Here is a 23,229-nt window from a genome sequence, read left to right as displayed (position 1 = left end):
GGCTAGCCAATCAACTTAAAGCCCTTCCAGCTCAGCCATCAGATCACTAAGCCGATGAGCCTTCGCCTCATCCACCTCGCTGCCCTGCAACCCGCGCACATACTCGGCCAACGCCTCCACCGTGCTGCACTCGAACATCGCCCGCAGCGGCACGTTCAGCTGCAACTGCTTCTGCACCCGCGAGGCGATCTGCGTGGCCAGCAGCGAATGCCCGCCCAGCTCGAAGAAGTTGTCATGCACCCCGACCCGTTCGGCCTTGAGCACATCGGCCCAGATACCGGCCAGCACCTCCTCCAGCTCATCTCGCGGCGCCAGGTAGTCCTGGCTGTGCTGCCCACCAATCTCGATGGCCGGCAACGCCTTGCGATCAAGCTTGCCGTTGGCGTTGTGCGGCAGGCTGGCGAACCAGCCCCAGTGCAGCGGCACCATGTACTCCGGAAGCTCCGCACGCAGGCGCTGCTTGACCAGCTCCAGCAGCGCGGCGTCGGCAACCACATCTTGGTGTGCCACCAGGTAGCCAACCAGATGCTTGCCATTGGCCCCCTCCTGCACCCCCACCGCCGCATCGCGAATCTCGGCCTGCTCGTGCAGGCGCGCCTCGATCTCGCCCAGCTCGATACGGTAACCGCGGATCTTCACCTGGTGGTCAATGCGCCCGACATACTCAAGCACCCCGTCCGGGCGCTGCCGCGCCAGGTCACCGGTACGGTACAGGCGTTCGCCCGGTGCCCCGTGCGGGTGCGGGATGAAGGCCAGTGCCGTGCGCACCGGGTCGCCGACATAACCGCGACCGACACCAGTGCCGGCCACACACACCTCACCCACCGCCCCCAGCGGTACCAGGGCCTGGTCCTCGCCATACAGGTACAGCCGATTGTTGTCGGTCGGCGTGCCAATCGGCAGGTAGCTGCCGCGGGTCGAGGCCATGTCGACGCGGAAGAAGGCCACGTCATCCGAGCACTCCGCCGGCCCGTAGGCATTGACCAGGCCGATCTGCGGATAACGCTGCAGCCACTGCGCAGCCAGCTCCGGCGGCATCGCTTCGCCAGTCGGCAACATCCAGCGCAGGCCATCGAGCGCCTGATGATCGTTGGCCAGCATGCCCTGGATCAGCGATGGCACGCTTTCCAGCACCGTGATGCCAGTGGCCTGCACATGCGCCAGCAAGCCTTGCGGGTCGTGGGCGATGGCGTTCGGCACGATCTCCAGCCGGGCGCCGAACAACGGCGCGGCAAGGAACTGCCAGACCGAAATGTCGAAGCTCTGCGAGGCGGTCTGGGCGATCACGTCGTGCTCGCTCAAGGCCAGGTACGGCACCTTGCTCAGCTGATTGTTGAGCATCCCGCGCTGCTCGACCATCACGCCCTTGGGCAGCCCGGTGGAGCCGGAGGTGTAGATCACGTAGGCCAGGTTGTCCGGCCCACTGTGAATGCCTGGGTTGTGGCTGGCGATGCTGCTGCCCTGCACCTCTTCCCACACCAGCAACTGCGGCCGCGCCACACCTGCCAATTCATCCAGCAACTGACGCGCCTGCTCGGCACAGGCCGCGCTGCACACCAGTACCGGCGTGCGGCTGAGTTCGACGATGCGCTGCAGCCGCGCCGACGGCAGCCCCGGGTCCAGCGGCAGGTAGCCGGCGCCCGCCTTGAAGCTGCCGACGATCATGCCCAGCAACGGCAAGCCCCGTTCGGCCAGCAAGGCGACCGGCTGGTCGATGACCACGCCCGCGGCGACCAAAGCATGGCCCAGACGGTTGGCCGCCAAGTTCAGCCCGGCGTAGTCATAAGACGCGCCGAGGCAGCGGGCGACGGTTCGCTCAGGGTGCGCAGCCACCTGCGCTTCGAACAGCGACACATAGCTCTGCTCCAGCGGGTAGGCGTGCTCGGTGCGGTTGCAGTCGTCGAGCAGGAAGCGCTGTTCGTCCTCGCCCAGCAACGGCAACTCGCGCACCTCCCCTGCAAAGCCTTGCACCAGCGCCAGCAGCAGGCGCTTGAACTCGGCCAGCAGGCGCTCGACGGTCGGGTAGTCGAAGTAACGTTGGTCGAATGACAGGTGCAGGCCCAGGTCATCGCCCGGATAGCACACCGCCGTCAGCGGGAAGTTGGTGTGGGTACGGCCCGAGTCGGAAGTGGCATTCAGGTGCTGGGCATGGTCGAGCACCGCCGTTTCCACCGGGGCGTTCTCGAACACGAACAGGCTGTTGAACAGTGGCTGGCCCTTGGGCAGTTCGCTGCATTCCTGGATCGCCACCAGCGGCAGGTACTCGTACTCGCGCAGCTCCATGTTGCGTTCCAGCACGCCTTGTAGCCACTGGCGCACGCTGCGGCGCTGGCCCGGCTCAGGCAATTGCACGCGCAGGGCGATGCTGTTGATGAACAGGCCGACGGTGCGTTGCATCTGCGGCAGGCTCACCGGGCGCCCGGCCACGGTCACGCCGAAGGCCACGTCGCGGTCGCCGCTGTAGCGCGCCAGCACCAGCGCCCAGGCCGCCTGGGCGAAGGTGTTGATGGTCAGCTGGTGGGCCTGGGCCAGTTCGCGCAGGCGCACCCCGTCGCTCACCTCCAGGCGGGTGTAGCAGTCGCCCACCACCATGCCGTCACCGGTGTGGTCGTTGCGCAGCGGGCGGTCGCTGGGGAGTGCCGTGGCGCGTTCGAAGCCGGCCAGGTTGGCCTGCCACCAACTGCGCGCTTCGTCCATGTCCTGGCGTTGCAGCCAACCGATGTAGTCGCGGTAGCGCGGCGGCACCGGCAACTGGGCCTGGCGGCCTTCGCCGAGGGCCTGGTAGATCTCGAAGAAATCGTGCATCAGCAACGAACGGCACCAGGCATCGATGAGGATGTGGTGGTTGCTCATCATGAACCAGTAGCGTTGGTCATCAACCCGCACCAGGCGCAGGTGGAACGGCGCCTCCTGCAGCAGGGCAAAGCCTGCCTCCCGCTCCACTTTGTGCAGGGCTTGCAGGCGCGCCTCCTGGGCCGCTTCATCAAGGCCGCGCCAGTCCTGATAGTCCAGCGGCGTGTTGCCCGGCTTGTGGATGATCTGCAGCATGGTCTGGCCTGCGTTCCAGCTGAACGAGGCGCGCAGCGCTTCGTGACGCGCCACCACGGCCTGCCAGGCCTGGGCGAAACGTTGCGGGTCGAGGGCGCTGTTGATGCGGTAGCGGTCCTGCATGTAGTACAGGCCGGTGCCCGGCTCCAGCAGGGTGTGCAAGAGCATGCCCTCCTGCATCGGCGTCAGCGGGTAGACGTCTTCGATCTGAGCGGCGGGAACCGGCAGCGCGTCGATCTGCTGCTGGCTCAGGTGCGCCAGCGGGAAGTCCGAGGGCGTGAAGCTGCCGTTGCCATCGACCAGGCAGTGGCTGACCAGTGCCAGGAGTTCCTGGCGATAGGCTTCGGCCAACTGCGCGATGGTCCGCGTGTCGTAGCGTTCACGGCTGTAGGTCCAGCGCAGTTGCAAGGCACCGCCAAAGACCTGGCCGTCGATACTGAGCCAGTTCGGCAGCGGCGCATCCAGATCGTGAGCCAGGCCTGCCGGTGCATCCAGCGGCTGGAACAAGGCGGCCTCGTCGAACTGCTGGTCGAACTGGCCCAGGTAGTTGAAGGTGATGCGCGCCTGGGGCAGCGCCGCCATGCTTTCGCGGCTGGCAGCATCGCCCAGGTAACGCAGCACGCCGTAGCCCAGCCCCTTGTGCGGCACCTGACGCAGTTGTTCCTTGATGTGCTTGATCGAGGTGGCACGCGCAGCATCGTCGTCGCCAGCCTGCGGGTTCAGGCGCAGCGGGTAGGCATTGGTGAACCAGCCGACGCTGCGGGTCAGGTCCATGTCTTCGAACAGGCCGTCGCGGCCGTGGCCTTCGAGCTGCACCAGCACTTCCTGATCACCGCTCCAGCGGCACAGGGTGCGGGCCAGCGCGGTCAGCAGCAGGTCGTTGACCTGGGTGTGGTAGGCCGCCGGTGCCTGTTGCAGCAACTGCCGGGTCTGCTCCGCGTCCAGGGCGATGGCCAGGGTGTCGGCATGCCGGTGCAGGTTGCCACCTTGCGGGTGATCGCATGGCAGCTCGTGACGCACGCTGCCGAGCTGGCCTTGCCACCAGCCCAGTTCGTCGCGCAGCGAATCGCTGCCGGCGTAGCTGGCCAGGCGCGCGGCCCAGTCGGCCATGGCGTGGGTCTTGGCCGCCAGTGGCTGGCCGCGATACAGCGCCTGCAGGTCTTCGAGCAGCACGCGCCAGGACACGCCATCGACCACCAGGTGGTGGATCGCCAGCAACAGGCGCTGGGCACCTTGCCCGTCACTGACCAGCAAGGCACGCAGCAGTGGGCCGCGCTCCAGGTCAAGGCTGCGTTGTACGTCGGTATACAGCGCCTGGCAGCCGTCGAAATCGGCGACCGTGGCAGTCCACAACAGTTGCTCGGCAGATACCGTAGCGAAGGCCGCCTGCCCTTGAGTGAAGCGCAGGCGCAGGCTGTCGTGGTGCGCCACCAGCCCGGCCAGGGCCTGCTCAAGGGGGGCACGGTCCAGGGGCTGACGCGCCTCCAGCAGTACTGCCTGGTTCCAGTGCTGCGGCTGGACCACGCCACTGTCGAAGAACCAGTGCTGAATCGGCGTGAGGCCGCTGCGCCCCTCGCGCGGGCCCTGCTCGATGCTGCTCGGCGCCACGCTGCGGCTGACCACGGCAGCCAGGGTCTGGATGGTCTGGTGCTGGAACAGGTCGCGCGGGGTGAACTGCAAGCCCAGCTGGCGCGCACGGCTGACCACCTGAATCGACAGGATCGAGTCGCCGCCCAGTTCGAAGAAGTTGTCCTGTACACCCACGCGGGACGTGTTGAGCACTTCACGCCAGACTTGCGCCAACTGCGCCTCCAGCTCATTGGCCGGGGCCTGGTAATGCTGGCGCGCCTGCTCCAGGTCCGGCGCTGGCAGTGCGCGGCGGTCGAGCTTGCCGTTGCCCATCAGCGGCAGGCGGTCGAGCAGTACCAGGTGCGCAGGCACCATGTAGTCGGGCAAATGCTGACGGGCATCGGCCTTGACCGCTTCACGCAGCCTGGACTGAGCCTCGCTGTCGGCAGTGGCCTGCCGGCAAACAAGGTAACCGACCAGCTGCTTGCCACCCGGCAGGTCGAGGGCCAGCACCACCGCCTCGTCGACATCGGCATGTTCCTGCAAGCGGCTTTCGATTTCGCCCAGCTCGATGCGAAAGCCGCGGATCTTAACCTGCTGGTCGGCACGGCCGACGTATTCCACCAGGCCATCGGCACGCAGGCGCACCAGGTCACCTGTACGGTACAGGCGCCCACCATCGCGGCTGAACGGATCGGCGACAAACCGCTCGGCGCTCAGGCCTGGGCGGTCATGGTAACCCTGGGCCAGGCCGGCGCCGCCGACGTAGAGCTCACCAATCCCGCCTTGCGGCAGCAGGGCCAGGTCCTCGCCAAGAATGTAGGCGGTGCGAGCACCGATCACCCGGCCGATCGGCACGCTGCCAGCGTCGGCAGGCATCACCTGCGGCGCCAGGCAGGCCAGCGGCATTACCACGGTTTCGGTGGGGCCATAGGCGTTGAACAACTGCTGCGGGGCAAAGGCCTGGCGAATACGCTGCAGGTGCTCGCCGGTCAGCGCTTCGCCGCCGGTGATCACCAGCCGCACCGGCAGCTGCTCCCCCTGCCCGGCCAGGTACTGGGCCAGCTGGCTGCCATAGCTAGGGGTGAAGCCGAGCACGCTGACCTGCTGCTCGCGCACCAGCTGGCAGATGTCCTCGGCGCCCCATTGGCCCTGGGCACGCAGCACCACACGGGCGCCGCACAGCAGCGGTACCAGCAAGCGTTCGCTGGCGGCATCGAAGTTGATCGAATAGAAGTGCAGCTCGCAGTCATCGCTGCGCATGCCGAAGGCGTCGATCACGGCCTGGCAGTGCATGGCGATTTCACCGTGGCTGACCACCACGCCCTTGGGCTTGCCGGTAGAGCCGGAGGTGTAGATCAGGTAAGCCTGATGCTGCGGCAGGTTGAGGTTGTCCAGCGGCGCATCGCTGTAGGCCGACAGGCTCGCGGCATCGTCTTCCAGGCTCCAGCGTGCCACCCCGTCAGGCAATTCACCGAGGGTTTCGAGCAACACACGCTGGCTGAGCAGCAGGCCGATGCGGCTATCCTCGATCATGTAGCGCAGGCGGTCGAGCGGGTATTCCGGGTCGAGCGGCACATAGGCGCCACCGGCCTTGAGAATGGCCAGCAGGCCGACCACCATCTCCAGCGAGCGCTCCAGCGCCAGGCCCACCCGCACCTGCGGGCCGACCCCGCGCTCACGCAGGGCACGGGCCAGGCGGTTGGCCTGCCGGTCGAGCTCGGCGTAGCTCATGTGCTGGCCGGCAAAGGTCAGCGCACCTGCAGTCGGCGTGCGTGCCGCCTGGGCGGCGAACAAGCCATGTAGCGTCTGGTCGAGGGCGAAGTCCCGCTCGCCCTGCAATTGGCCGATCAGCACCTGCTGCTCGGCATCGGCCAGCATCGGCAGTTCGCACAGGCGCAGCTGCGGGTTGTCGAGCAGGCCGACCAACAGCTGCTGCCAGTGCTCGGCCATGCGCGCGATGCGCGGCTCGTCGAACAGGTCGCGGCTGTAGGTCAGGCAGCAGCCCAGGCGGCCGTCGAGGTCGGTGACCTCCAGGTACAGGTCGAACTTGGTGGCGCTGGCGTCGTTGACCAGGTAATCCACCTGCATGCCGGCCAATAGGCGGCTTTGCTGGAAGGCCCAGCGCTGCACGTTGCACATCACCTGAAACAGCGGGTTGTAGGCGCTGCTGCGTGGCGGTTGCAGGGCCTCGACCAGTTGGTCGAACGGCAGGTCCTGGTGCGACTGGCCTTCGATGGCGGCCTGGCGTACCTGGTCGAGCAAGGCGGCGGCGGTCATTTGCCCGTCCAGCTCGCAACGCAGCACCTGGGTGTTGAGGAAGGCGCCGATCAGGCCTTCGCTTTCCGGGCGGATACGGTTGGCCACCGGCGCGCCGATGCGCAGGTCACGCTGGCCGCTGTAGCGGTGCAGCAAGGCGGCCAGCGTGGCGGTCATGGTCATGAACAGGGTCAGCCCACGCTGGTGGTTGAAGGCATGCACGCGGGCAACCAGGGCCGGGTCGAGGTCGAAGCGGTAGAGCTCGCCACGGTGGCTCTGCACGGCCGGGCGCGGGCGGTCGGCGGGCAGCGCCAGCACCGGGTGCTCATCGCCGAGGCGGTCTTTCCAGTAGGCCAGCTGGCGTGCACCCTCGCCGCTCTCCAGCCATTGCCGCTGCCACACGCTGTAGTCCAGGTATTGCACTGGCAGCGGCGCCAGTGGCGACTCGCGGTCATCGACGAAGGCTTCGTACAGCTCGCCCAGCTCGCGGGCGAAGATGTCCATGGCCCAGCCTTCGGTGACGATGTGGTGCAGGGTCAGCACGAAGTAGTGTTCACGGTCCTCGGTCTTGACCAGGCAGGCGCGCAGCAGCGGGCCGCGCTCCAGGTCGAATGGCTGGTGGGCCTGGTCGTCAGCCAGTTGCTGCAAGTGCTGCTGACGGCGATCGGCCGGCAGGGCCGTGAAGTCCTGCCAGTCCAGTTGCAGCCCGCTGTCGTCGGCCACGCACTGGTACGGCACGCCATCGATGCTGGGGAAGGTGGTACGCAGGGTCTCGTGGCGCACGATCAGCGCCTGCAGGGCGCGTTCGAAGGCATCCACATGCAGCGTTCCACGTAAACGCGCCATGCCGCCAACGTTGTAGGCCGGGCTGCCCGGCTCCATCTGCCAGAGGAACCACATGCGCTGCTGCGAGTACGACAGCGGTACGGCCTGGCGGCGGTCAACCCGGGCGATTTCACCTTGCTGGTTGCGCTCGCCGGCAGCGCGGATACGGGCGATTTCCTCACAGAACGCGGCCAGTTCGCTGGCCTCGAACAGCACCTTGAGCGGCAGCTCGACATCACAGGCCAGGCGGGTGCGCGAGACGATCTGGGTGGCCAGCAGCGAGTGGCCACCGAGGGCGAAGAAGTCGTCGTGCAAGCCGACCTGCGGCAGGTTCAGCACTTCGCGCCAGATGGCCGCGACCTGCTGCTGCAGCGCGGTCTGTGGCTCGACATGGGCACGCTGCTGCCAGACCGGTGCGGGCAGCGCCTTGCGGTCGACCTTGCCACTCGGGCCCAGCGGCACGTGCTCCAGGCCGATCAGTTGGGCCGGCACCATGTACGCCGGTAATTGCTTGGCCAAGGCGGCCAGCAAGACTTCGGAAGGTGCGCTGCCGCTGTAGTAACCGACCAGCTGTGCACCGACCGCGTCCTGGTGAATCAGCACCAGTGCCTGTTCGACACCCGGCTGAGCCAGCAGGCGCGCCTGCACTTCTTCCGGCTCTACGCGGAAACCCCGCACCTTGACCTGCTGATCGAGGCGACCGAGGTATTCCAGGGCTTCACTCTGCACCTGCCAGCGGGCGCGGTCGCCACTGCGGTACAGGCGTGCGCCGTTGCCGTCAGCCTGGGGCACGAAACGTTCGGCGGTCAGGCCGGGGCGGCCAAGGTAGCCACGGGCCAGGCCGGCACCGCCAAGATACAGCTCGCCCGGTACGCCAGGCGCGGTCAGTTCAAGCTCATCGTCCAGTACCCGACAGAGCACGTTGCCCAGCGGGCGACCGATCGGCGAACGCTCGCCATCGTCTGCCTGGCAATGCCAGTGGGTAACGTTGATGGCGGTTTCGGTCGGGCCGTAGCGATTGTGCAACTGCACCTGTGGCAGCAGCTGCAGCACACGGTCACGCAGGTTCGATGGCAGCGCCTCGCCGCCCGAAAACAGCCGGCGCAGGCTGTTGCAACCAGCGGCCAGCGGCTCCTGCACGAACACCTGCAGCAGCGGTGGTACGAAGTGCAGCGTGGTCACGCCATGCTGCTGCACCAGCGCGGCGATGCGCTGCGGGTCGCGGTGCTCGCCGGGGCCGGCCAGCACCAACTTGCAGCCGGTGACCAACGGCCAGAAGCACTCCCACACCGACACGTCGAAGCTGATCGGCGCCTTCTGCATCAGCACGTCACTTTCATCCAGCGCATAGCGGGCCTGCATCCACTGCAGGCGCTCGGCCAGGGCGGCATGGGTGTTGCCCACGCCCTTCGGCTGGCCGGTGGAGCCGGAGGTGTAGATCACGTAGGCCAGGTTGTCGCCGTGCAAGTGCAGGCCCGGCGCCTGGCTTGGCCAGCTGTCCAGGTGCAGCTGGTCGAGGGCGATGGCGCTGACGCCGTCGACCTGCGCCAGCGTGCCGAGCCGGCTGCTATGGCTGAGCAGCAGGCTGGCCTGGCAGTCGCCAAGCATGTAGGCCAGGCGCTCGGCCGGGTAGTCGACGTCCAGCGGCACATAGGCGCCGCCGGCCTTGAGGATCGCCAGCAAGCCAACCAGCAGTTGCGGCGAACGCTCGACCGCGATGGCCACGCAAGTGTCGGGGCCGACGCCTTTGTCGCGCAGATAGTGCGCCAGGCGGTTGGCCTGCTGATGCAGTTCGGCGTAGTCGAGGCTGCCACCCTCCCAGACCAGGGCGGTGCGCTCCGGGGTCAGGCGCGCCTGTTCGTTAAGCTGCTCGACCAGCAGGCGCTGCGGGGCAGGCGCAGGTGCCTCACCCCACGCGAGCAGTTGCTGACGCCCCTGCTCATCCAGCAGTTGCACGTCGCCCAGCGGCAGTAACGGTTGCGCGCAGACTTGCTCAAGCAGCGCCAGCAGGTGCTGGGCCAAGCGCTTGACGGTGCTGACGTCGAACAGCTCGGCAGCGTAGTCGAAGGCCAGGCTCAGGCGGCCCTGGTGGTCCTCTTCGCTGTGCAGTTGCAGGTCGAACTTGGCTTCGCGGCTGTGCCATGGCAGCTCTTCGGCGAGCAGGCCCGGCAGGCGGCGCAGCGCCGAAAGATCACGCTGCTGGTGGTTGAACATGACCTGGAACAGGCCCTGCTCACGCGCGTCGGGCAGGGCTTCGAGCAATTGCTCGAAGGGCAGGTCCTGGTTGGCCTGGGCGTCGAGGGTCGCGCCGCGCACCTGGGCCAGCAGCTGGGCGAACGGCAGGCGGCCATCCAGCTGCGCACGCAGCACCTGGGTGTTGATGAAGAAGCCGACCATACCCTGGGTTTCCTGGCGTGGGCGGTTGGCATTGGGCACGCCGACACGGATGTCGCCCTGGCCGGTGTAGCGGTGCAGCAGGCCTTGCCAGGCGGCCAGCAAGACCATGAACAGGCTGGCCTGCTGTTCGCGGGCCAGGCCCTTGAGGGCATCGGCCAGCCTGGCCGGCACTTTTACTTTCAAGCGCGCGGCGCGGTTCTGGTGCTGGCTGGAGCGCGGCTGGTCCGGGTACAGGTCGAGCACCGGCAAGGCATCGCCCAATGCACTTTTCCAGTACGCCAGCTGACGGGCGCTTTCGCCCTCGGCCAGCCACTGGCGCTGCCAGCTGCCGTAGTCAGCGTAACCCAGGGTCAGCGCCGGCAACTTGGCGTCCTGGCCCTGGCAACGGGCGGCATACAGCTTGGCGAACTCGTCGAGCAGGATGTTCAGCGACCAGCCATCGGCGACGATGTGGTGCAAGGTCACCCACAGCTGATGGTCTTCGTCATCCAGGCGCACCAGGGTCACGCGCAGCAGCGGGCCCTGGGTCAGGTCGAAGGGCTGTTGCGCCTCTTGCTCGCGGCGCAAGGCCACCTGCTCGGGCGTCAGCCCTTCCAGGTCCAGGCGCTGAAGGCTGAACGGCTGCTCCGGCAGGACACGCTGCAACGCCTGTCCGTCCTCTTCGCTGAACACCGTACGCAGCGACTCGTGGCGCGCTACCAACGCCTGGAACGCTGCTTCAAGCGCGGGCTCATCCAGCTCGCCGCGCAGGTGCAGGCCGGCAGGAATGTTATAGGCCGCAGACTGCGGCTCAAGCTGCCAGGTCAGCCACAGGCGGTTCTGTGCCAGCGACTGCGGCAAGGCTTGGCCACGGTGCAGCGCCGTGATAGCGGTGGGCTCACCAGCCCCTTCAGCAAGGATGGCGGCCACCGCAGCGCTGTACTCGGCCAGTGTCGGCGCCTCGAACAAAGCCCGCAGGCTCAGCGCGATACCCAGCTCATCAGCCAGGCGCGCAGTGACCTGGGTAGCGGCGATGGAGTTGCCACCCAGCAGCAGGAAGTGGTCGTCAACGGCAACCGCCTCGACCTTGAGGACTTCGCGCCAGATACCCGCAATGCGCGCTTGCAGGTCGTCGCCGGTTGCTGTCTCTGCAACCGGCCCGGCAGCCACGGGGAAGCGTGCATAGCAATCCAGGCTGCCATCATTCATGCGCAGGCGGCAGGCCGAACGCTGCAGCTTGCCGCTGGAGGTCTTGGGCAATGCACCCGGGTTGAGCAGCAGGACCACCGCCGGTGCCTGGCGACAGGCATCGGCGATCACTTGGCGCAGGGCCTTGATCAGGGCCTCGGGTTTGACCGCCTTCTGCACGTTGCGGCTGATTTCCACCGCCACGCCGATGCCCTCCTCGCCTTGGTCGTCGACGGCGAACACGGCCACCCGGCCCTTGCGCAGCACTTCGACCTCACGCTCCAGGGTCTTTTCCAGGTCTTGCGGGTAAAGGTTCTGGCCGCGGACGATCAGCATGTCCTTCAAGCGACCGGTGACGAACACTTCGCCGTCACGCATGAAGCCGAGGTCGCCGGTCCGCAACCAGGTCTGGCCATCCCTTTCGACGAAGGTGCGCGCCGTGGCTTCAGGGTTGCGCCAGTAACCCCGGGCGATGCTCGGGCCGCCGGCCCAGATCTCGCCGACCTGGTTGTCGCCCAGCACTTCAAGTTGCTGCGGCTCGACAATGCGCACCGCGTGGCCGGGCTGCGGGTAGCCGCAGCTCATCAGCACACTGCCCTTGCCGGTTTCGGCACGGTTGGCGGCGAACGCATCGCTGTCCAGTTCCAGCGCGCCGATGCCCTGGCCACGGCGGCTGCCACTGACAAACAAGGTGGCTTCGGCCAGGCCATAGCTGGCAAAGAAGCTGCCCGGCTGGAAGCCGCAGGCAGCGAACGTGTCGGCGAAGGTGGCGAGGCTGTCCTGGCGGATCGGCTCGGAGCCGGAATAGGCCACACGCCAACGGCTCAGGTCGAGGCCGGCCAAGGCGGCGTCGCTGACCCGTTCGCTGCACAGCCGGTAGGCGAAGTCCGGCCCGCCGCTGATGGTGCCGCCGTACTCGCTGATTGCCTGCAACCAGCGCAGCGGCCGGGCGAGGAAGTAGCCCGGCGACATCAGCACGCACGGCACGCCACTGAAGATCGGCTGCAGCAGCCCGCCGATCAGGCCCATGTCGTGGTACAGCGGCAGCCAGCTGACGATCACATCGTCCGGGTTGAGGTCGATGCCAAAGCCGGTGCGGATCAGTTGCTCGTTGGCCACCAGGTTGCCGTGGCTGACCTGCACGCCCTTGGGCAGTGCGGTGGAGCCGGAGGTGTACTGCAGGAAGGCGATGTCGTGCGCATTCAACACCGGCTCGCGCCAGCGCTCGGCCAATGCCGGATCAAGCGCATCCACTGCCAGCAGTTCAGGCGCGTGGTCGCCGGCCAGGGCTTCGAGACCCTGCAGGCTGTCGTGCAGCGCACCGACGGTCAGCAGCAGGCGCGGTTCGGCATCGTCGATGATCGACAGCAGGCGCTCCTGGTGATGGCGGCGTGACGACTCCGGTGGATAGGCCGGCACGGCAATGACCCCGGCGTACAGGCAACCGAAGAACGCCGCCACGTAGTCCGGGCCGCTGGGGAACAGCAGCACGGCCCGCTCGCCGAAGCTGGCGCGGGCCTGCAACGCCGCGGCGATGGTGCGCGCACGCGCATCCAGGTCGCGGTAGCTGAGCACGGCCTGCTCGCCGGGGGCATCGGCCAGAAAGCGCAGGGCGATGCGGTCCGGGGTCTGCGCGGCGCGTTGCGCCAGGGCCTGGACCAGCGAGAGCGGGAGTTCGAAGGCGTCCGTCATGGGGGGTTCCTGCCAGTGTCTGGTTAAGTCGGGCTGGCTGCCCCGCACAAGGTCGGCGGGCAGCGGCAGCGGCCGGATGTACACAGGGGAACGGATGGGCGCGGCGGGAAATTAGCCGTGTAAGCAGGGGCGCAAGGTGAACTGCATCACGCGGTTCGCCTTAGAACTGAATCTAATAGAAACTCATTAACTTTCGTATTTGACAATCATTATCATTCTGAATAGTTTGTCGCACGTCGTAGGCAGCTTCCCTTCAAGGGGTGCTCCCTTCCCCGTTCGAGACAAGGTGATTTCCATGGCGGAACAACTATCCACAAGTAAGTGCGATTCACCATTACTCCAGGCATTCGTCGACAACCGCAGCATCCTGGTCAAGATCGCAGCCCGCATCACCGGCTGCCGCTCGCGCGCCGAGGACGTGGTGCAGGATGCCTTCTTCCGGCTCAGCGCCGCCCCGCAGATCACCTCGTCGTTCAAGGCGCAGCTCAGCTACCTGTTCCAGATCGTGCGCAACCTGGCCATCGACCATTACCGCAAGCAGGCCATGGAGCTGAAGTATTCCGGCAGCGAAGAGGAAGGCCTGAACGTGGTCATCCCGAACGCCTCGCCCGAAGCCACGCACATCAACCTGGCGGCGCTCGAACACATCGCCGAGGCGCTCAACGAACTGCCCCAGCGCACCCGCTATGCCTTCGAGATGTATCGCCTGCATGGCGTGCCGCAGAAGGACATCGCCAAGGAACTGGGGGTTTCGCCGACCCTGGTCAACTTCATGATTCGCGATGCCCTGGTGCATTGTCGCAAGACTGCCAACCGGCAGGCCTGACAGAAGCTGCAAGCGCTAAGCTGCAAGCTGCAAGAAACAGCGGTCTACCGCCAATCACACTTGCAGCTTGAGGCTTGCAGCTACGCCAGCTTGCAGCGCTCGAAGAACCGCTCCCGCCCCAGAATCATCAATGCCGCGCGCTTGTGCGGGAAGTCGAATTCCTTGTCGCAATGGAAACACTGGTCGTGCATGTAGCCGATCATCTTGCCGTTGTCGGCACGGGGCTCAGCCACCACTCGCTGGGTGCGTGGGTCGTCCAGGAACAGATAGTGCACCAGCGCCGACAGCCAGCTGGCGACCTTATGCGGGCCCCGGTGTGCCTCCTCCCCCACCAGCATGTGGATGCCACGGTCATAATCATCGGCTGGATAGAACGGCGCAATGCGATCCTCCTTGGCCCAGTACGCTTCGAAGTAGGCGAACGGCTGATCATCGAAACAGCCGATCAGGGTCAGGGTGTGCGGGTCGGCTTCGAGCTTGGTCAGGTACGCGCGGTGCTGCTCCAGCGAGCCCGCCTCCTGCCAGAATTTCTCGACCCGGGGGTGGTTCTGCCAGCGGTTGAAGCGCTCCAGATCCTGGTCGACTTCCAGGGTACGCAACGACACCCAGGCGCCCAGCCGCGCATCGAACCGGCGATACACCTCGCCACGCGGCTTGGGTGCCCGGCGCGGGTGGCGCTTGCCGTTGCTGAACTGCATCTGCTGCGGATAGGCACCGCTGTTCGAAGCCACCAGCCACGGCTGCGGCAACTGCCAGAACAGCGCGCGCTCACACAGGTAGACCCCGGCGACTTCGCCGGCCAGCAACAAACCGCTGGCCAAAGCCTGCGGCACGCTGGACGGCAGGTGCACGGCCAGGCGCTGGCGAGCCGGATCACGTGACAGCAGCCAATAGCAGGCAGCCCACAGCGCCTGCTGCGGGCGCTCCGAACACAGGCTTTGCACATGCACTTGCAGCGTATCGCCCGGCTCCAGTCGCAGCTGAATCAATGGCTGCCCTTCAAGGGTCAGGCTCAGCCGGCGGTCATCCTCCTCGGCATCGAGGCTGCGCCAGCGGGGTAAGGACAGAGGCTGCGAAGCGGCATCGAACGGCATGGTCTTGGCTCACGAAGTCATAAAGAAAGGCTCACTTCTGATGACGTGCCCATGCCTGGGGAATTTAGTCGTTCGGCGCGGCGACGGTGATCCGGTAGGGCTGGAAGATGCGCGTCAGTTCGCCCGTGTCGCGCAGGTGGCGCAGCAGCTCGGCGAACTTATGGTCGGTGATCGGGGCACCGGGACGCAGCAAGGCATAGTGGTGATAAACCTGGTCGATGCGCTGCGAGGCGATCAGCTGGCTGAGGCTGTCGGGGTTGCGGGCCAGGAAGTCGCTCAGGTAGGAGCGCGTCACCAGGGCAATGTCGGAGCGACCGGCCTGGACCATCAGCAGGTTGCTGTCGTGGGAGTAGGTCAGCGTTGCGTTGTAGGTCTTGCGCAGGTAGTTGGGGTCGGAGTTGAAGTTGGCAAAGGCATAGTGATAGCCGTTGAACAGCGCCAGACGCTTACCGCTCAAACTGTCGAAATAATGCTGATCGCGACCGCTGGTTTTCCTGGCAACGAACACTTCGGCATCCTCCAGGCCCATGTCCACCGCCTGGTGGGTAATCTGCTGCCAGCCCCACTCGGGGTTCTCGAAGATCGCCATGTCCGTGCGGCCTTGCTGGAAATCACCAAAGCGCCGCTGGATGGAGGTCGGCACCAGGATGAAGCGGTAGTCCGATTGCATGCGGTTCAATGCCTCGACCAGCTGGGGCAGCAAACCGGTGTCGGCGCCCTGCTCCGGGCGCACGGTATAAGGCGGGAAATGCGCAGCGCCGATCTTCACCTCGATGGCCTCGACGGCCCACGCTGGCAGCGCCAGCCAGGCCGCAGCCAGCAGCATCAGAGTGGAGATTAGCTTCAGGCCGGGCGCTGGAGTCAAAGCGGACGCTCATCACGGTTCATACCTGGATGCGCTTAAGCTAGGCGTTTTCCCGGCACTGCACAACTGCTGGTTATGCCAAAGTAAGGGCATTTTGCCAGGGGATGCCGTAAGGCCAGACATTGGCTACGCTGCTTTGGCATGTTTGGCGAGGGAGCCTGGTATGGGCCACTGGTTGGTGATCGACCTGGAAGCCACCACCGATGACGGTGGCTGGCCGGTCACGGAGATGGAAATCATTGAAATCGGCGCCAGCCTGGTGACCCGCGAAGGCCGTGAAGTGGACCACTTCCAGCGCTTCGTGCGGCCCCGGCGGCGGCCGCAGCTGACACCGTTCTGCCGCGAGCTGACGCACATCAGCCAGGCCAGTGTCGACAGTGCCGCGGCCTTCCCCGAGGTCTGGGAGCGTTTCGAGCGCTGGCTGGGGCACCACCGCGGGCAGCTGCAAGCCTGGGTCAGCTGGGGCGACTATGACCGCCAGCAGCTGTTGCAGGAATGGCGCCAGCATGAAGTCGACAGCCTGCTGCGCGAGCTGCCGCACATCAACCTCAAGCAGCGCTTCGCCAAGGCTCGCCACCTGCAGCGCCCGGCCGGGCTCAATGGCGCGCTGCAACTGGCGGGCATGCACTTCTGCGGGCAGCAGCACCGGGCCCTGGAAGATGCGCGCAACACCGCACGCCTGCTGCCCTTGAGCCTGCCTGCGAACGGCACCTGAAAGCAGATGACGGGGCCAATGGGCTTGGGCATACTGGCCAGCCCTTTTTCACCCCCCATTCTTTCAGGAGTCGCCCATGTTCCAGGTCAACGAGTACTTCAACGGCACCGTCAAGTCGATCGCCTTCGCCGGTGACGAAGGCCCTGCCACTGTGGGCGTGATGGCCCCGGGCGAATACGAGTTCGGCACTGCCAAGCGCGAGATCATGCACGTGGTGTCCGGCGCCCTGACCGTGAAGCTGCCGGGTAGCGACAACTGGGAAACCTTCAACGCTGGCGACACGTTCAACGTGCCGGCCGACAGCAAGTTCCAGCTGCAGGTGAAAGTGGATACCGCTTACCTGTGCGAGTACCGCGACTAAGCGTTAGCCCGCACCGGCTTCTTCGCGGCGTCGAGCCGCCGCGAAGAAGCCAGCATTAATCCTTCAGAAAACCCGCCACTTTTTCGGCCGCAGCCTGCAAGTGCTGCTCATGGCTGAACCCCGAAGCCTTCAGCGGCTTCAGGTCATGATCCCCCGCCACCAGCCAGTTCACGTCGATAGCCGGTGACAGCGCATACCCTTCCACCGCCTCCCGATTGCCCAGCGCATCGCGCTCGCCCTGCACGATCAGCGTGCGCGTCTTCAGCTCGGCCAGGTGCTCGACCCGTGGCTTCTCCGGCTTGCCCACCGCATAGAACGGATAGCCCAGGCACACCAGCGCATCCGCCCCCAGTTCATCGGCCAGCAGGCTGGCCATGCGCCCGCCCATCGACTTGCCGCCAATGGCCAGCCTGCCCGTGACCAAAGGTCGCACCTGCCGGTACACCTCGCGCCAGCATTCCAGCAGCACCTTCTGCGGATTGGGCGGCCGCTTGCCGCCGCCGTTGCGCCGCTCGGCCATGTAGGGGAACTCGAAGCGAACCACCCCGACCCCAAGCGCCGCGAGCCTTTGCGCCATTTCGTCCATGAACTCGCTGTCCATCGGCGCACCCGCGCCATGGGCCAGGATCAGGCACGCGCACGCACTGCCCTCGCCGCCCATTCGCGGAGGATCGCAGCGCAAGCCTGGGACATTTCCGACTTGCGCCCATTGATCCCCGTCAATACCGGCACTTTGCCCATTACTCATGCTTGCCTCGCTGTAAAGCCTGCCAAAATAACCGTGGATGGGAACCCATACATGAACACAACCAGCAGTACCGCCTATAACTACAAGGTGGTCCGCCAATTCGCCATCATGACGGTGGTGTGGGGAATCGTCGGGATGGGGCTCGGTGTCTTCATCGCCGCCCAGCTCGCCTGGCCTTCCCTCAACTTCGACCTCCCCTGGACCAGCTTCGGCCGCCTGCGACCCCTGCATACCAATGCGGTGATCTTTGCCTTCGGCGGCTGCGCGCTGTTCGCCACCTCCTATTATTCGGTGCAACGCACCTGCCAGACCACCCTGTTCGCGCCCAAACTGGCCGCGTTCAGCTTCTGGGGCTGGCAACTGGTGATCCTGCTGGCGGCCATCACCCTGCCGCTGGGCTACACCAGCTCCAAGGAATACGCCGAGCTGGAATGGCCGATCGACATCCTGATCACCATCGTCTGGGTGAGCTACGCCATCGTGTTCTTCGGCACGCTGATGAAACGCACCACCAAGCACATCTACGTGGGCAACTGGTTCTTCGGCGCCTTCATCCTCACCGTGGCGCTGCTGCACATCGTCAACAACCTGGAACTGCCGGTCAGCCTGACCAAGTCGTACTCGGTCTACGCCGGCGCCACCGACGCCATGGTGCAATGGTGGTACGGCCACAACGCGGTAGGTTTCTTCCTCACCGCCGGCTTCCTCGGGATGATGTACTACTACGTGCCCAAGCAGGCCGAGCGCCCGGTGTATTCCTATCGCCTGTCGATCGTCCACTTCTGGGCACTGATCACCCTGTACATCTGGGCCGGCCCGCACCACTTGCACTACACCGCGCTGCCGGACTGGGCGCAATCGCTGGGCATGGTGATGTCGCTGATCCTGCTGGCGCCAAGCTGGGGCGGCATGATCAACGGCATGATGACCCTCTCGGGCGCCTGGCACAAACTGCGCAGCGACCCGATCCTGCGCTTTTTGGTGGTGTCGCTGGCGTTCTACGGCATGTCCACCTTCGAAGGCCCGATGATGGCCATCAAGACGGTCAACGCCCTGTCCCACTACACCGACTGGACCATCGGCCACGTGCACGCCGGTGCCCTCGGCTGGGTAGCGATGATCTCGATCGGCGCGCTGTACCACACCATCCCGAAAGTGTTCGGCAAGCAGCAGATGCACAGCATCGGCCTGATCAACGCGCACTTCTGGCTGGCAACCATCGGCACCGTGCTGTACATCGCCTCGATGTGGGTCAACGGCATCGCCCAGGGCCTGATGTGGCGCGCGGTCAACAGCGACGGCACGCTCACCTACTCGTTCGTGGAAACCCTGGTGGCCAGCCACCCAGGCTTCATCGTGCGCTTCGTTGGCGGCGCGATATTCCTCAGCGGCATGTTCCTGATGGCCTGGAACACCTGGCGCACCGTGCGTTCGCCGGCGCTCGACGCCGCCCCTGCGAACGCCCAGCTGGCTTGAGGAGACCTGCCTGATGAAACATGAAGTCATCGAGAAAAACGTCGGCCTGCTGGCCCTGCTGATGGTGTTTGCCGTGAGCATCGGCGGCCTGACCCAGATCGTCCCGCTGTTCTTCCAGGACGTCACCAACAAGCCGGTCGAAGGCATGAAGCCCTACACCGCGCTGCAACTGGAAGGCCGCGACATCTACATCCGCGAAGGCTGCGTCGGCTGCCACTCGCAGATGATCCGCCCGTTCCGCGCCGAAACCGAACGCTACGGCCACTACTCGGTCGCGGGCGAAAGCGTCTGGGACCACCCGTTCCTGTGGGGCTCCAAGCGCACCGGGCCGGACCTGGCCCGCGTGGGTGGCCGCTATTCGGACGACTGGCACCGCGCGCACCTGTACAACCCGCGCAACGTGGTACCGGAGTCGAAGATGCCGTCCTACCCGTGGCTGGTCGCCGAAAAGGTCGACAACAGCCACACCGACACCAAGATGCGCACCCTGCGCACCCTGGGCGTGCCGTACACCGACGAGGACATCGCCGGTGCCCGTGATGCGGTCAAGGGCAAGACCGAGATGGACGCCCTGGTCGCCTACCTGCAGGTGCTCGGCACCGCCATCAAGAACAAGAGGTAACCCGCATGGAAATGGACATCGGCATGATCCGTGGCCTGGGCACCCTGGTGGTGATGGTCGCCTTCATCGGCCTCTCGCTATGGGTGTTCAACCGTCGCCGCGACCATGATTTCGCCGAAGCGCGCCTGCTGCCCTTCGTCGACGACCGCCTGCCCCCTGCCGGGCAGGAACCTGCTGCCATGACTGCGGCTGTGAGGAGCAAAGCGCAATGACGACCTTCTGGAGTACCTACATCAGCGTACTGACCATCGGCAGCCTGATCGGCCTGGCGTGGCTGTTGCTGTCGACCCGCAAGGGCCAGAGCAACAGCACCACCGACCAGACCATGGGGCACAGCTTCGATGGCATCGAGGAGTACGACAACCCGCTGCCCAAGTGGTGGTTCTGGCTGTTCGTCGGCACCCTGGTGTTCGGTGCCGGCTACCTGGTGCTGTACCCGGGCCTGGGCAACTGGAAAGGCATCCTGCCCGGCTACGAGAATGGCTGGACCGGTGCCAACGAGTGGCAGAAGGAGATGGAGAAGGCCGACGCCAAGTTCGGCCCGATCTTCGCCAAGTATGCCGCCATGCCCGTCGAGGAAGTGGCCAAGGACCCACAGGCACTGAAAATGGGTAGCCGCCTGTTCGCCTCCAACTGCTCGGTGTGCCACGGTTCGGATGCCAAGGGCGCCTACGGGTTCCCCAACCTGACCGACCAGGACTGGCGCTGGGGCGGCGAGCCGGAGACCATCAAGGCGTCGATCATGAATGGCCGCCACGGCGTGATGCCGGCGTGGGCCGAGGTGATCGGGGAACAGGGTGTGGCGGATGTCGCCGCGTTCGTGTTGACCAACCTCGACGGCCGCAGCCTGCCGGAAGGGGTCAAGGCCGACCCGGTCAAGGGCAAGGAAATCTTCGCCGGCAACTGCGTGGCCTGCCACGGGCCTGAAGGTAAAGGCACCCCGGCCATGGGCGCACCGAACCTGACCCATCCGCAGGCGTTCATCTATGGTTCGAGCTTTGCCCAGTTGCAGCAGACCATTCGCTATGGGCGCCAGGGGCAGATGCCGGCCCAGGCGGAAATCCAGGGCAATGACAAGGTGCATCTGCTGGCTGCCTATGTGTACAGCCTGTCGCAGAACGGCACCGCCGAGAACCTGACCGCCCAGTAATACCCTTGGGGCCGCCTTGCGGCCCCCCTCCCCGCTCTACCTCCGCCCTTGCACCCCCTCCGAACAGAACTAAGCTTGTTGCCTCAGTGGGCTTCGCTCCGCAAGGACCGAAGCAGACGCGGCGCACAGCCTGATGCCGCCCCCGAAAAAGCCTGACCGATCGATCAGAAAAAGTTGAAAAACGGTACACATTACAAATATTTATTTGTGTACAATCGTCCCGACCCTATCGCCGTGGGACACCGGCGAAAGGGCCCGGACACGGGTCGGCGCAAGGATCCTTGCGTTGCCATAACCCAAGTGGTTATCGATACTGGCGCCGATTTTTCGACCAACAAGAACACCAAAACCGTGGAACCTTAGAATGAGCACAGCAATCAGTCCGACTGCTTATAACTATAAGGTCGTCCGCCAGTTCGCCATCATGACGGTGGTCTGGGGGATCCTTGGCATGGGCCTGGGCGTCTTCATCGCCTCGCAGCTGGTGTGGCCGCAACTGAACCTGGACCTGCCCTGGACCAGCTTCGGCCGCCTGCGCCCGCTGCACACCAACCTGGTCATCTTCGCCTTCGGTGGCTGTGCGCTGTTCGGCACCAGCTACTACGTGGTGCAGCGGACCTGCCAGACCCGGCTGATCTCCGACAGCATGGCCGCCTTCACCTTCTGGGGCTGGCAGGCGGTGATCGTCGGCGCGCTGATCACCCTGCCGATGGGCTTCACCACCACCAAGGAATACGCCGAGCTCGAGTGGCCGCTGGCGATCCTCCTGGCCATTGTCTGGGTGACCTACGGGTTGGTGTTCTTCGGCACCATCGTCAAGCGCAAGACCAAGCACATCTATGTCGGCAACTGGTTCTACGGCGCCTTCATCGTGGTCACCGCGATGCTGCACATCGTCAACCACATCTCGCTGCCGGTGAGCCTGTTCAAGTCGTACTCGGCCTACGCTGGCGCCACCGACGCGATGATCCAGTGGTGGTACGGCCACAACGCGGTGGGCTTCTTCCTCACCACCGGCTTCCTGGGGATGATGTACTACTTCGTACCCAAGCAGGCTGAACGGCCGATCTACTCCTATCGCCTGTCGATCGTGCACTTCTGGGCACTGATCACCCTGTACATCTGGGCCGGCCCGCACCACCTGCACTACACCGCGCTGCCGGACTGGGCGCAATCGCTGGGCATGGTGATGTCGATCATCCTGCTGGCACCGAGCTGGGGCGGCATGATCAACGGCATGATGACCCTGTCGGGCGCCTGGCACAAACTGCGTACCGACCCGATCCTGCGCTTCCTGGTGGTGTCGCTGGCGTTCTACGGCATGTCCACCTTCGAAGGCCCGATGATGGCCATCAAGACCGTCAACTCGCTGTCGCACTACACCGACTGGACCATCGGCCACGTGCACGCCGGTGCCCTCGGCTGGGTGGCGATGATCTCGATCGGCGCGGTCTACCACATGATCCCGAAACTCTACGGCCGCGAGCAGATGCACAGCGTCGGCCTGATCAACGCGCACTTCTGGCTGGCGACCATCGGCACCGTGCTGTACATCGCCTCGATGTGGGTCAACGGCATCACCCAGGGCCTGATGTGGCGCGCCATCAACGATGACGGCACGCTCACCTACTCCTTCGTCGAAGCCCTGCAGGCCAGCCACCCTGGCTATATCGTCCGCGCCCTGGGCGGTGCGTTCTTCGCCACCGGCATGCTGCTGATGGCCTACAACGTGTTCCGTACCGTGCGTGCCGCCAACCCGGCACAGGCCGAGGAAGCCGCCAAGATCGTCGTCGTGGGAGCGCACTGATGAAGCATGAAGCCGTCGAGAAGAACATAGGCCTGCTGGCCTTCTTCATGGTCATCGCCGTGAGCGTCGGTGGCCTGACCCAGATCGTCCCGCTGTTTTTCCAGGACGTCACCAACAAGCCGGTCGAAGGCATGAAGCCGCGCACCGCGCTGGAAGTCGAAGGCCGCGACATCTACATCCGTGAAGGCTGCGTGGGCTGCCACTCGCAGATGATTCGCCCGTTCCGCGCCGAAACCGAGCGCTACGGCCACTACTCGGTCGCTGGCGAAAGCGTCTGGGACCACCCGTTCCTGTGGGGCTCCAAGCGCACCGGCCCGGACCTGGCCCGCGTGGGTGGCCGCTACTCCGATGACTGGCACCGCGCGCACCTGTACAACCCGCGCAACGTGGTGCCGGAATCGAAGATGCCGGCCTACCCGTGGCTGGTCGAGAACAAGCTCGACGGCAAGGACACCGCGAAGAAACTGGAAGTGCTGCGTACCTTGGGCACGCCGTACAGCGACGCCGACATCGCCGGCGCCCGCGACGCGGTCAAGGGCAAGACCGAAATGGACGCACTGGTCGCGTACCTGCAGGGTCTTGGCACCATCATCAAAAGCAAACGGTGA

13 protein-coding genes are annotated in these 23,229 nt (G+C 65.5%); 9 read left to right on the top strand and 4 right to left on the bottom strand.

Annotated elements, in window-relative coordinates:
• Positions 1-15: 15 nt before the first annotated feature.
• Entirely contained in the window at positions 16-12,957 is a 12,942-nt protein-coding gene (locus tag F6X59_RS25900; RefSeq protein WP_152958928.1) for a non-ribosomal peptide synthetase, read from the bottom strand.
• Positions 12,958-13,252: 295 nt separating this feature from the next.
• On the opposite strand from F6X59_RS25900, the gene F6X59_RS25895 reads away from it, so the two are divergent.
• Positions 13,253-13,783, top strand: coding sequence for an RNA polymerase factor sigma-70 (locus F6X59_RS25895; protein WP_079229034.1), 531 nt, complete (start codon positions 13,253-13,255; stop codon positions 13,781-13,783).
• An 80-nt stretch (positions 13,784-13,863) separates the two neighbouring features.
• Here F6X59_RS25895 and F6X59_RS25890 read toward each other — a convergent pair whose 3' ends face one another.
• Complete coding sequence (locus F6X59_RS25890; protein ID WP_152958927.1) at positions 13,864-14,877, bottom strand: GNAT family N-acetyltransferase; 1,014 nt, start codon at positions 14,875-14,877, stop codon at positions 13,864-13,866.
• Between the two features lie 64 nt (positions 14,878-14,941).
• Positions 14,942-15,742: an ABC transporter substrate-binding protein gene (locus tag F6X59_RS25885; protein ID WP_152958926.1), complete on the bottom strand. Its 801-nt coding sequence runs from the start codon at positions 15,740-15,742 to the stop codon at positions 14,942-14,944.
• 163 nt (positions 15,743-15,905) lie between these two features.
• Between F6X59_RS25885 and F6X59_RS25880 the strand changes: the two genes are divergently transcribed.
• Positions 15,906-16,457 (top strand): exonuclease domain-containing protein, encoded by a 552-nt coding sequence (locus F6X59_RS25880; RefSeq protein ID WP_152958925.1) that lies wholly within the window; start codon positions 15,906-15,908, stop codon positions 16,455-16,457.
• A gap of 76 nt (positions 16,458-16,533) precedes the next feature.
• Positions 16,534-16,818 carry a pyrimidine/purine nucleoside phosphorylase gene (locus F6X59_RS25875; RefSeq protein ID WP_152958924.1) on the top strand — a complete coding sequence of 95 codons (285 nt, stop codon included), beginning with the start codon at positions 16,534-16,536 and terminating at the stop codon, positions 16,816-16,818.
• A gap of 55 nt (positions 16,819-16,873) precedes the next feature.
• Here F6X59_RS25875 and F6X59_RS25870 read toward each other — a convergent pair whose 3' ends face one another.
• On the bottom strand, positions 16,874-17,566 hold the full coding sequence (locus F6X59_RS25870; protein ID WP_152958923.1) for an alpha/beta family hydrolase: 693 nt from the start codon (positions 17,564-17,566) through the stop codon (positions 16,874-16,876).
• Positions 17,567-17,617: 51 nt separating this feature from the next.
• Here F6X59_RS25870 and ccoN (F6X59_RS25865) point away from each other — a divergent pair, with 51 nt between their 5' ends.
• From ccoN (F6X59_RS25865) to ccoO (F6X59_RS25840), 6 genes are all read left to right on the top strand, one after another.
• Positions 17,618-19,042 (top strand): cytochrome-c oxidase, cbb3-type subunit I, encoded by a 1,425-nt coding sequence (gene ccoN / locus F6X59_RS25865; RefSeq protein ID WP_152958922.1) that lies wholly within the window; start codon positions 17,618-17,620, stop codon positions 19,040-19,042.
• A gap of 13 nt (positions 19,043-19,055) precedes the next feature.
• On the top strand, positions 19,056-19,664 hold the full coding sequence (ccoO, locus tag F6X59_RS25860; RefSeq protein WP_054884101.1) for a cytochrome-c oxidase, cbb3-type subunit II: 609 nt from the start codon (positions 19,056-19,058) through the stop codon (positions 19,662-19,664).
• A gap of 5 nt (positions 19,665-19,669) precedes the next feature.
• Positions 19,670-19,876: a cbb3-type cytochrome c oxidase subunit 3 gene (locus tag F6X59_RS25855; protein WP_152958921.1), complete on the top strand. Its 207-nt coding sequence runs from the start codon at positions 19,670-19,672 to the stop codon at positions 19,874-19,876.
• The gene (gene ccoP, locus F6X59_RS25850) at positions 19,873-20,814 is read left to right on the top strand and encodes a cytochrome-c oxidase, cbb3-type subunit III (protein ID WP_152958920.1); all 942 of its coding nucleotides are present in this window, start codon (positions 19,873-19,875) and stop codon (positions 20,812-20,814) included. The genes F6X59_RS25855 and ccoP overlap by 4 nt, the downstream gene beginning before the upstream one ends.
• Positions 20,815-21,178: 364 nt before the next feature.
• Entirely contained in the window at positions 21,179-22,621 is a 1,443-nt protein-coding gene (gene ccoN / locus F6X59_RS25845) for a cytochrome-c oxidase, cbb3-type subunit I (protein WP_085677877.1), read from the top strand.
• Positions 22,621-23,229 carry a cytochrome-c oxidase, cbb3-type subunit II gene (gene ccoO, locus F6X59_RS25840; RefSeq protein ID WP_054884105.1) on the top strand — a complete coding sequence of 203 codons (609 nt, stop codon included), beginning with the start codon at positions 22,621-22,623 and terminating at the stop codon, positions 23,227-23,229. The genes ccoN (F6X59_RS25845) and ccoO (F6X59_RS25840) overlap by 1 nt, the downstream gene beginning before the upstream one ends.

Source organism: Pseudomonas sp. MN1F (assembly GCF_009391885.1).
Taxonomy (GTDB): Bacteria; Pseudomonadota; Gammaproteobacteria; order Pseudomonadales; family Pseudomonadaceae; genus Aquipseudomonas.
This window is presented reverse-complemented; position numbering and strand designations above follow the sequence as displayed.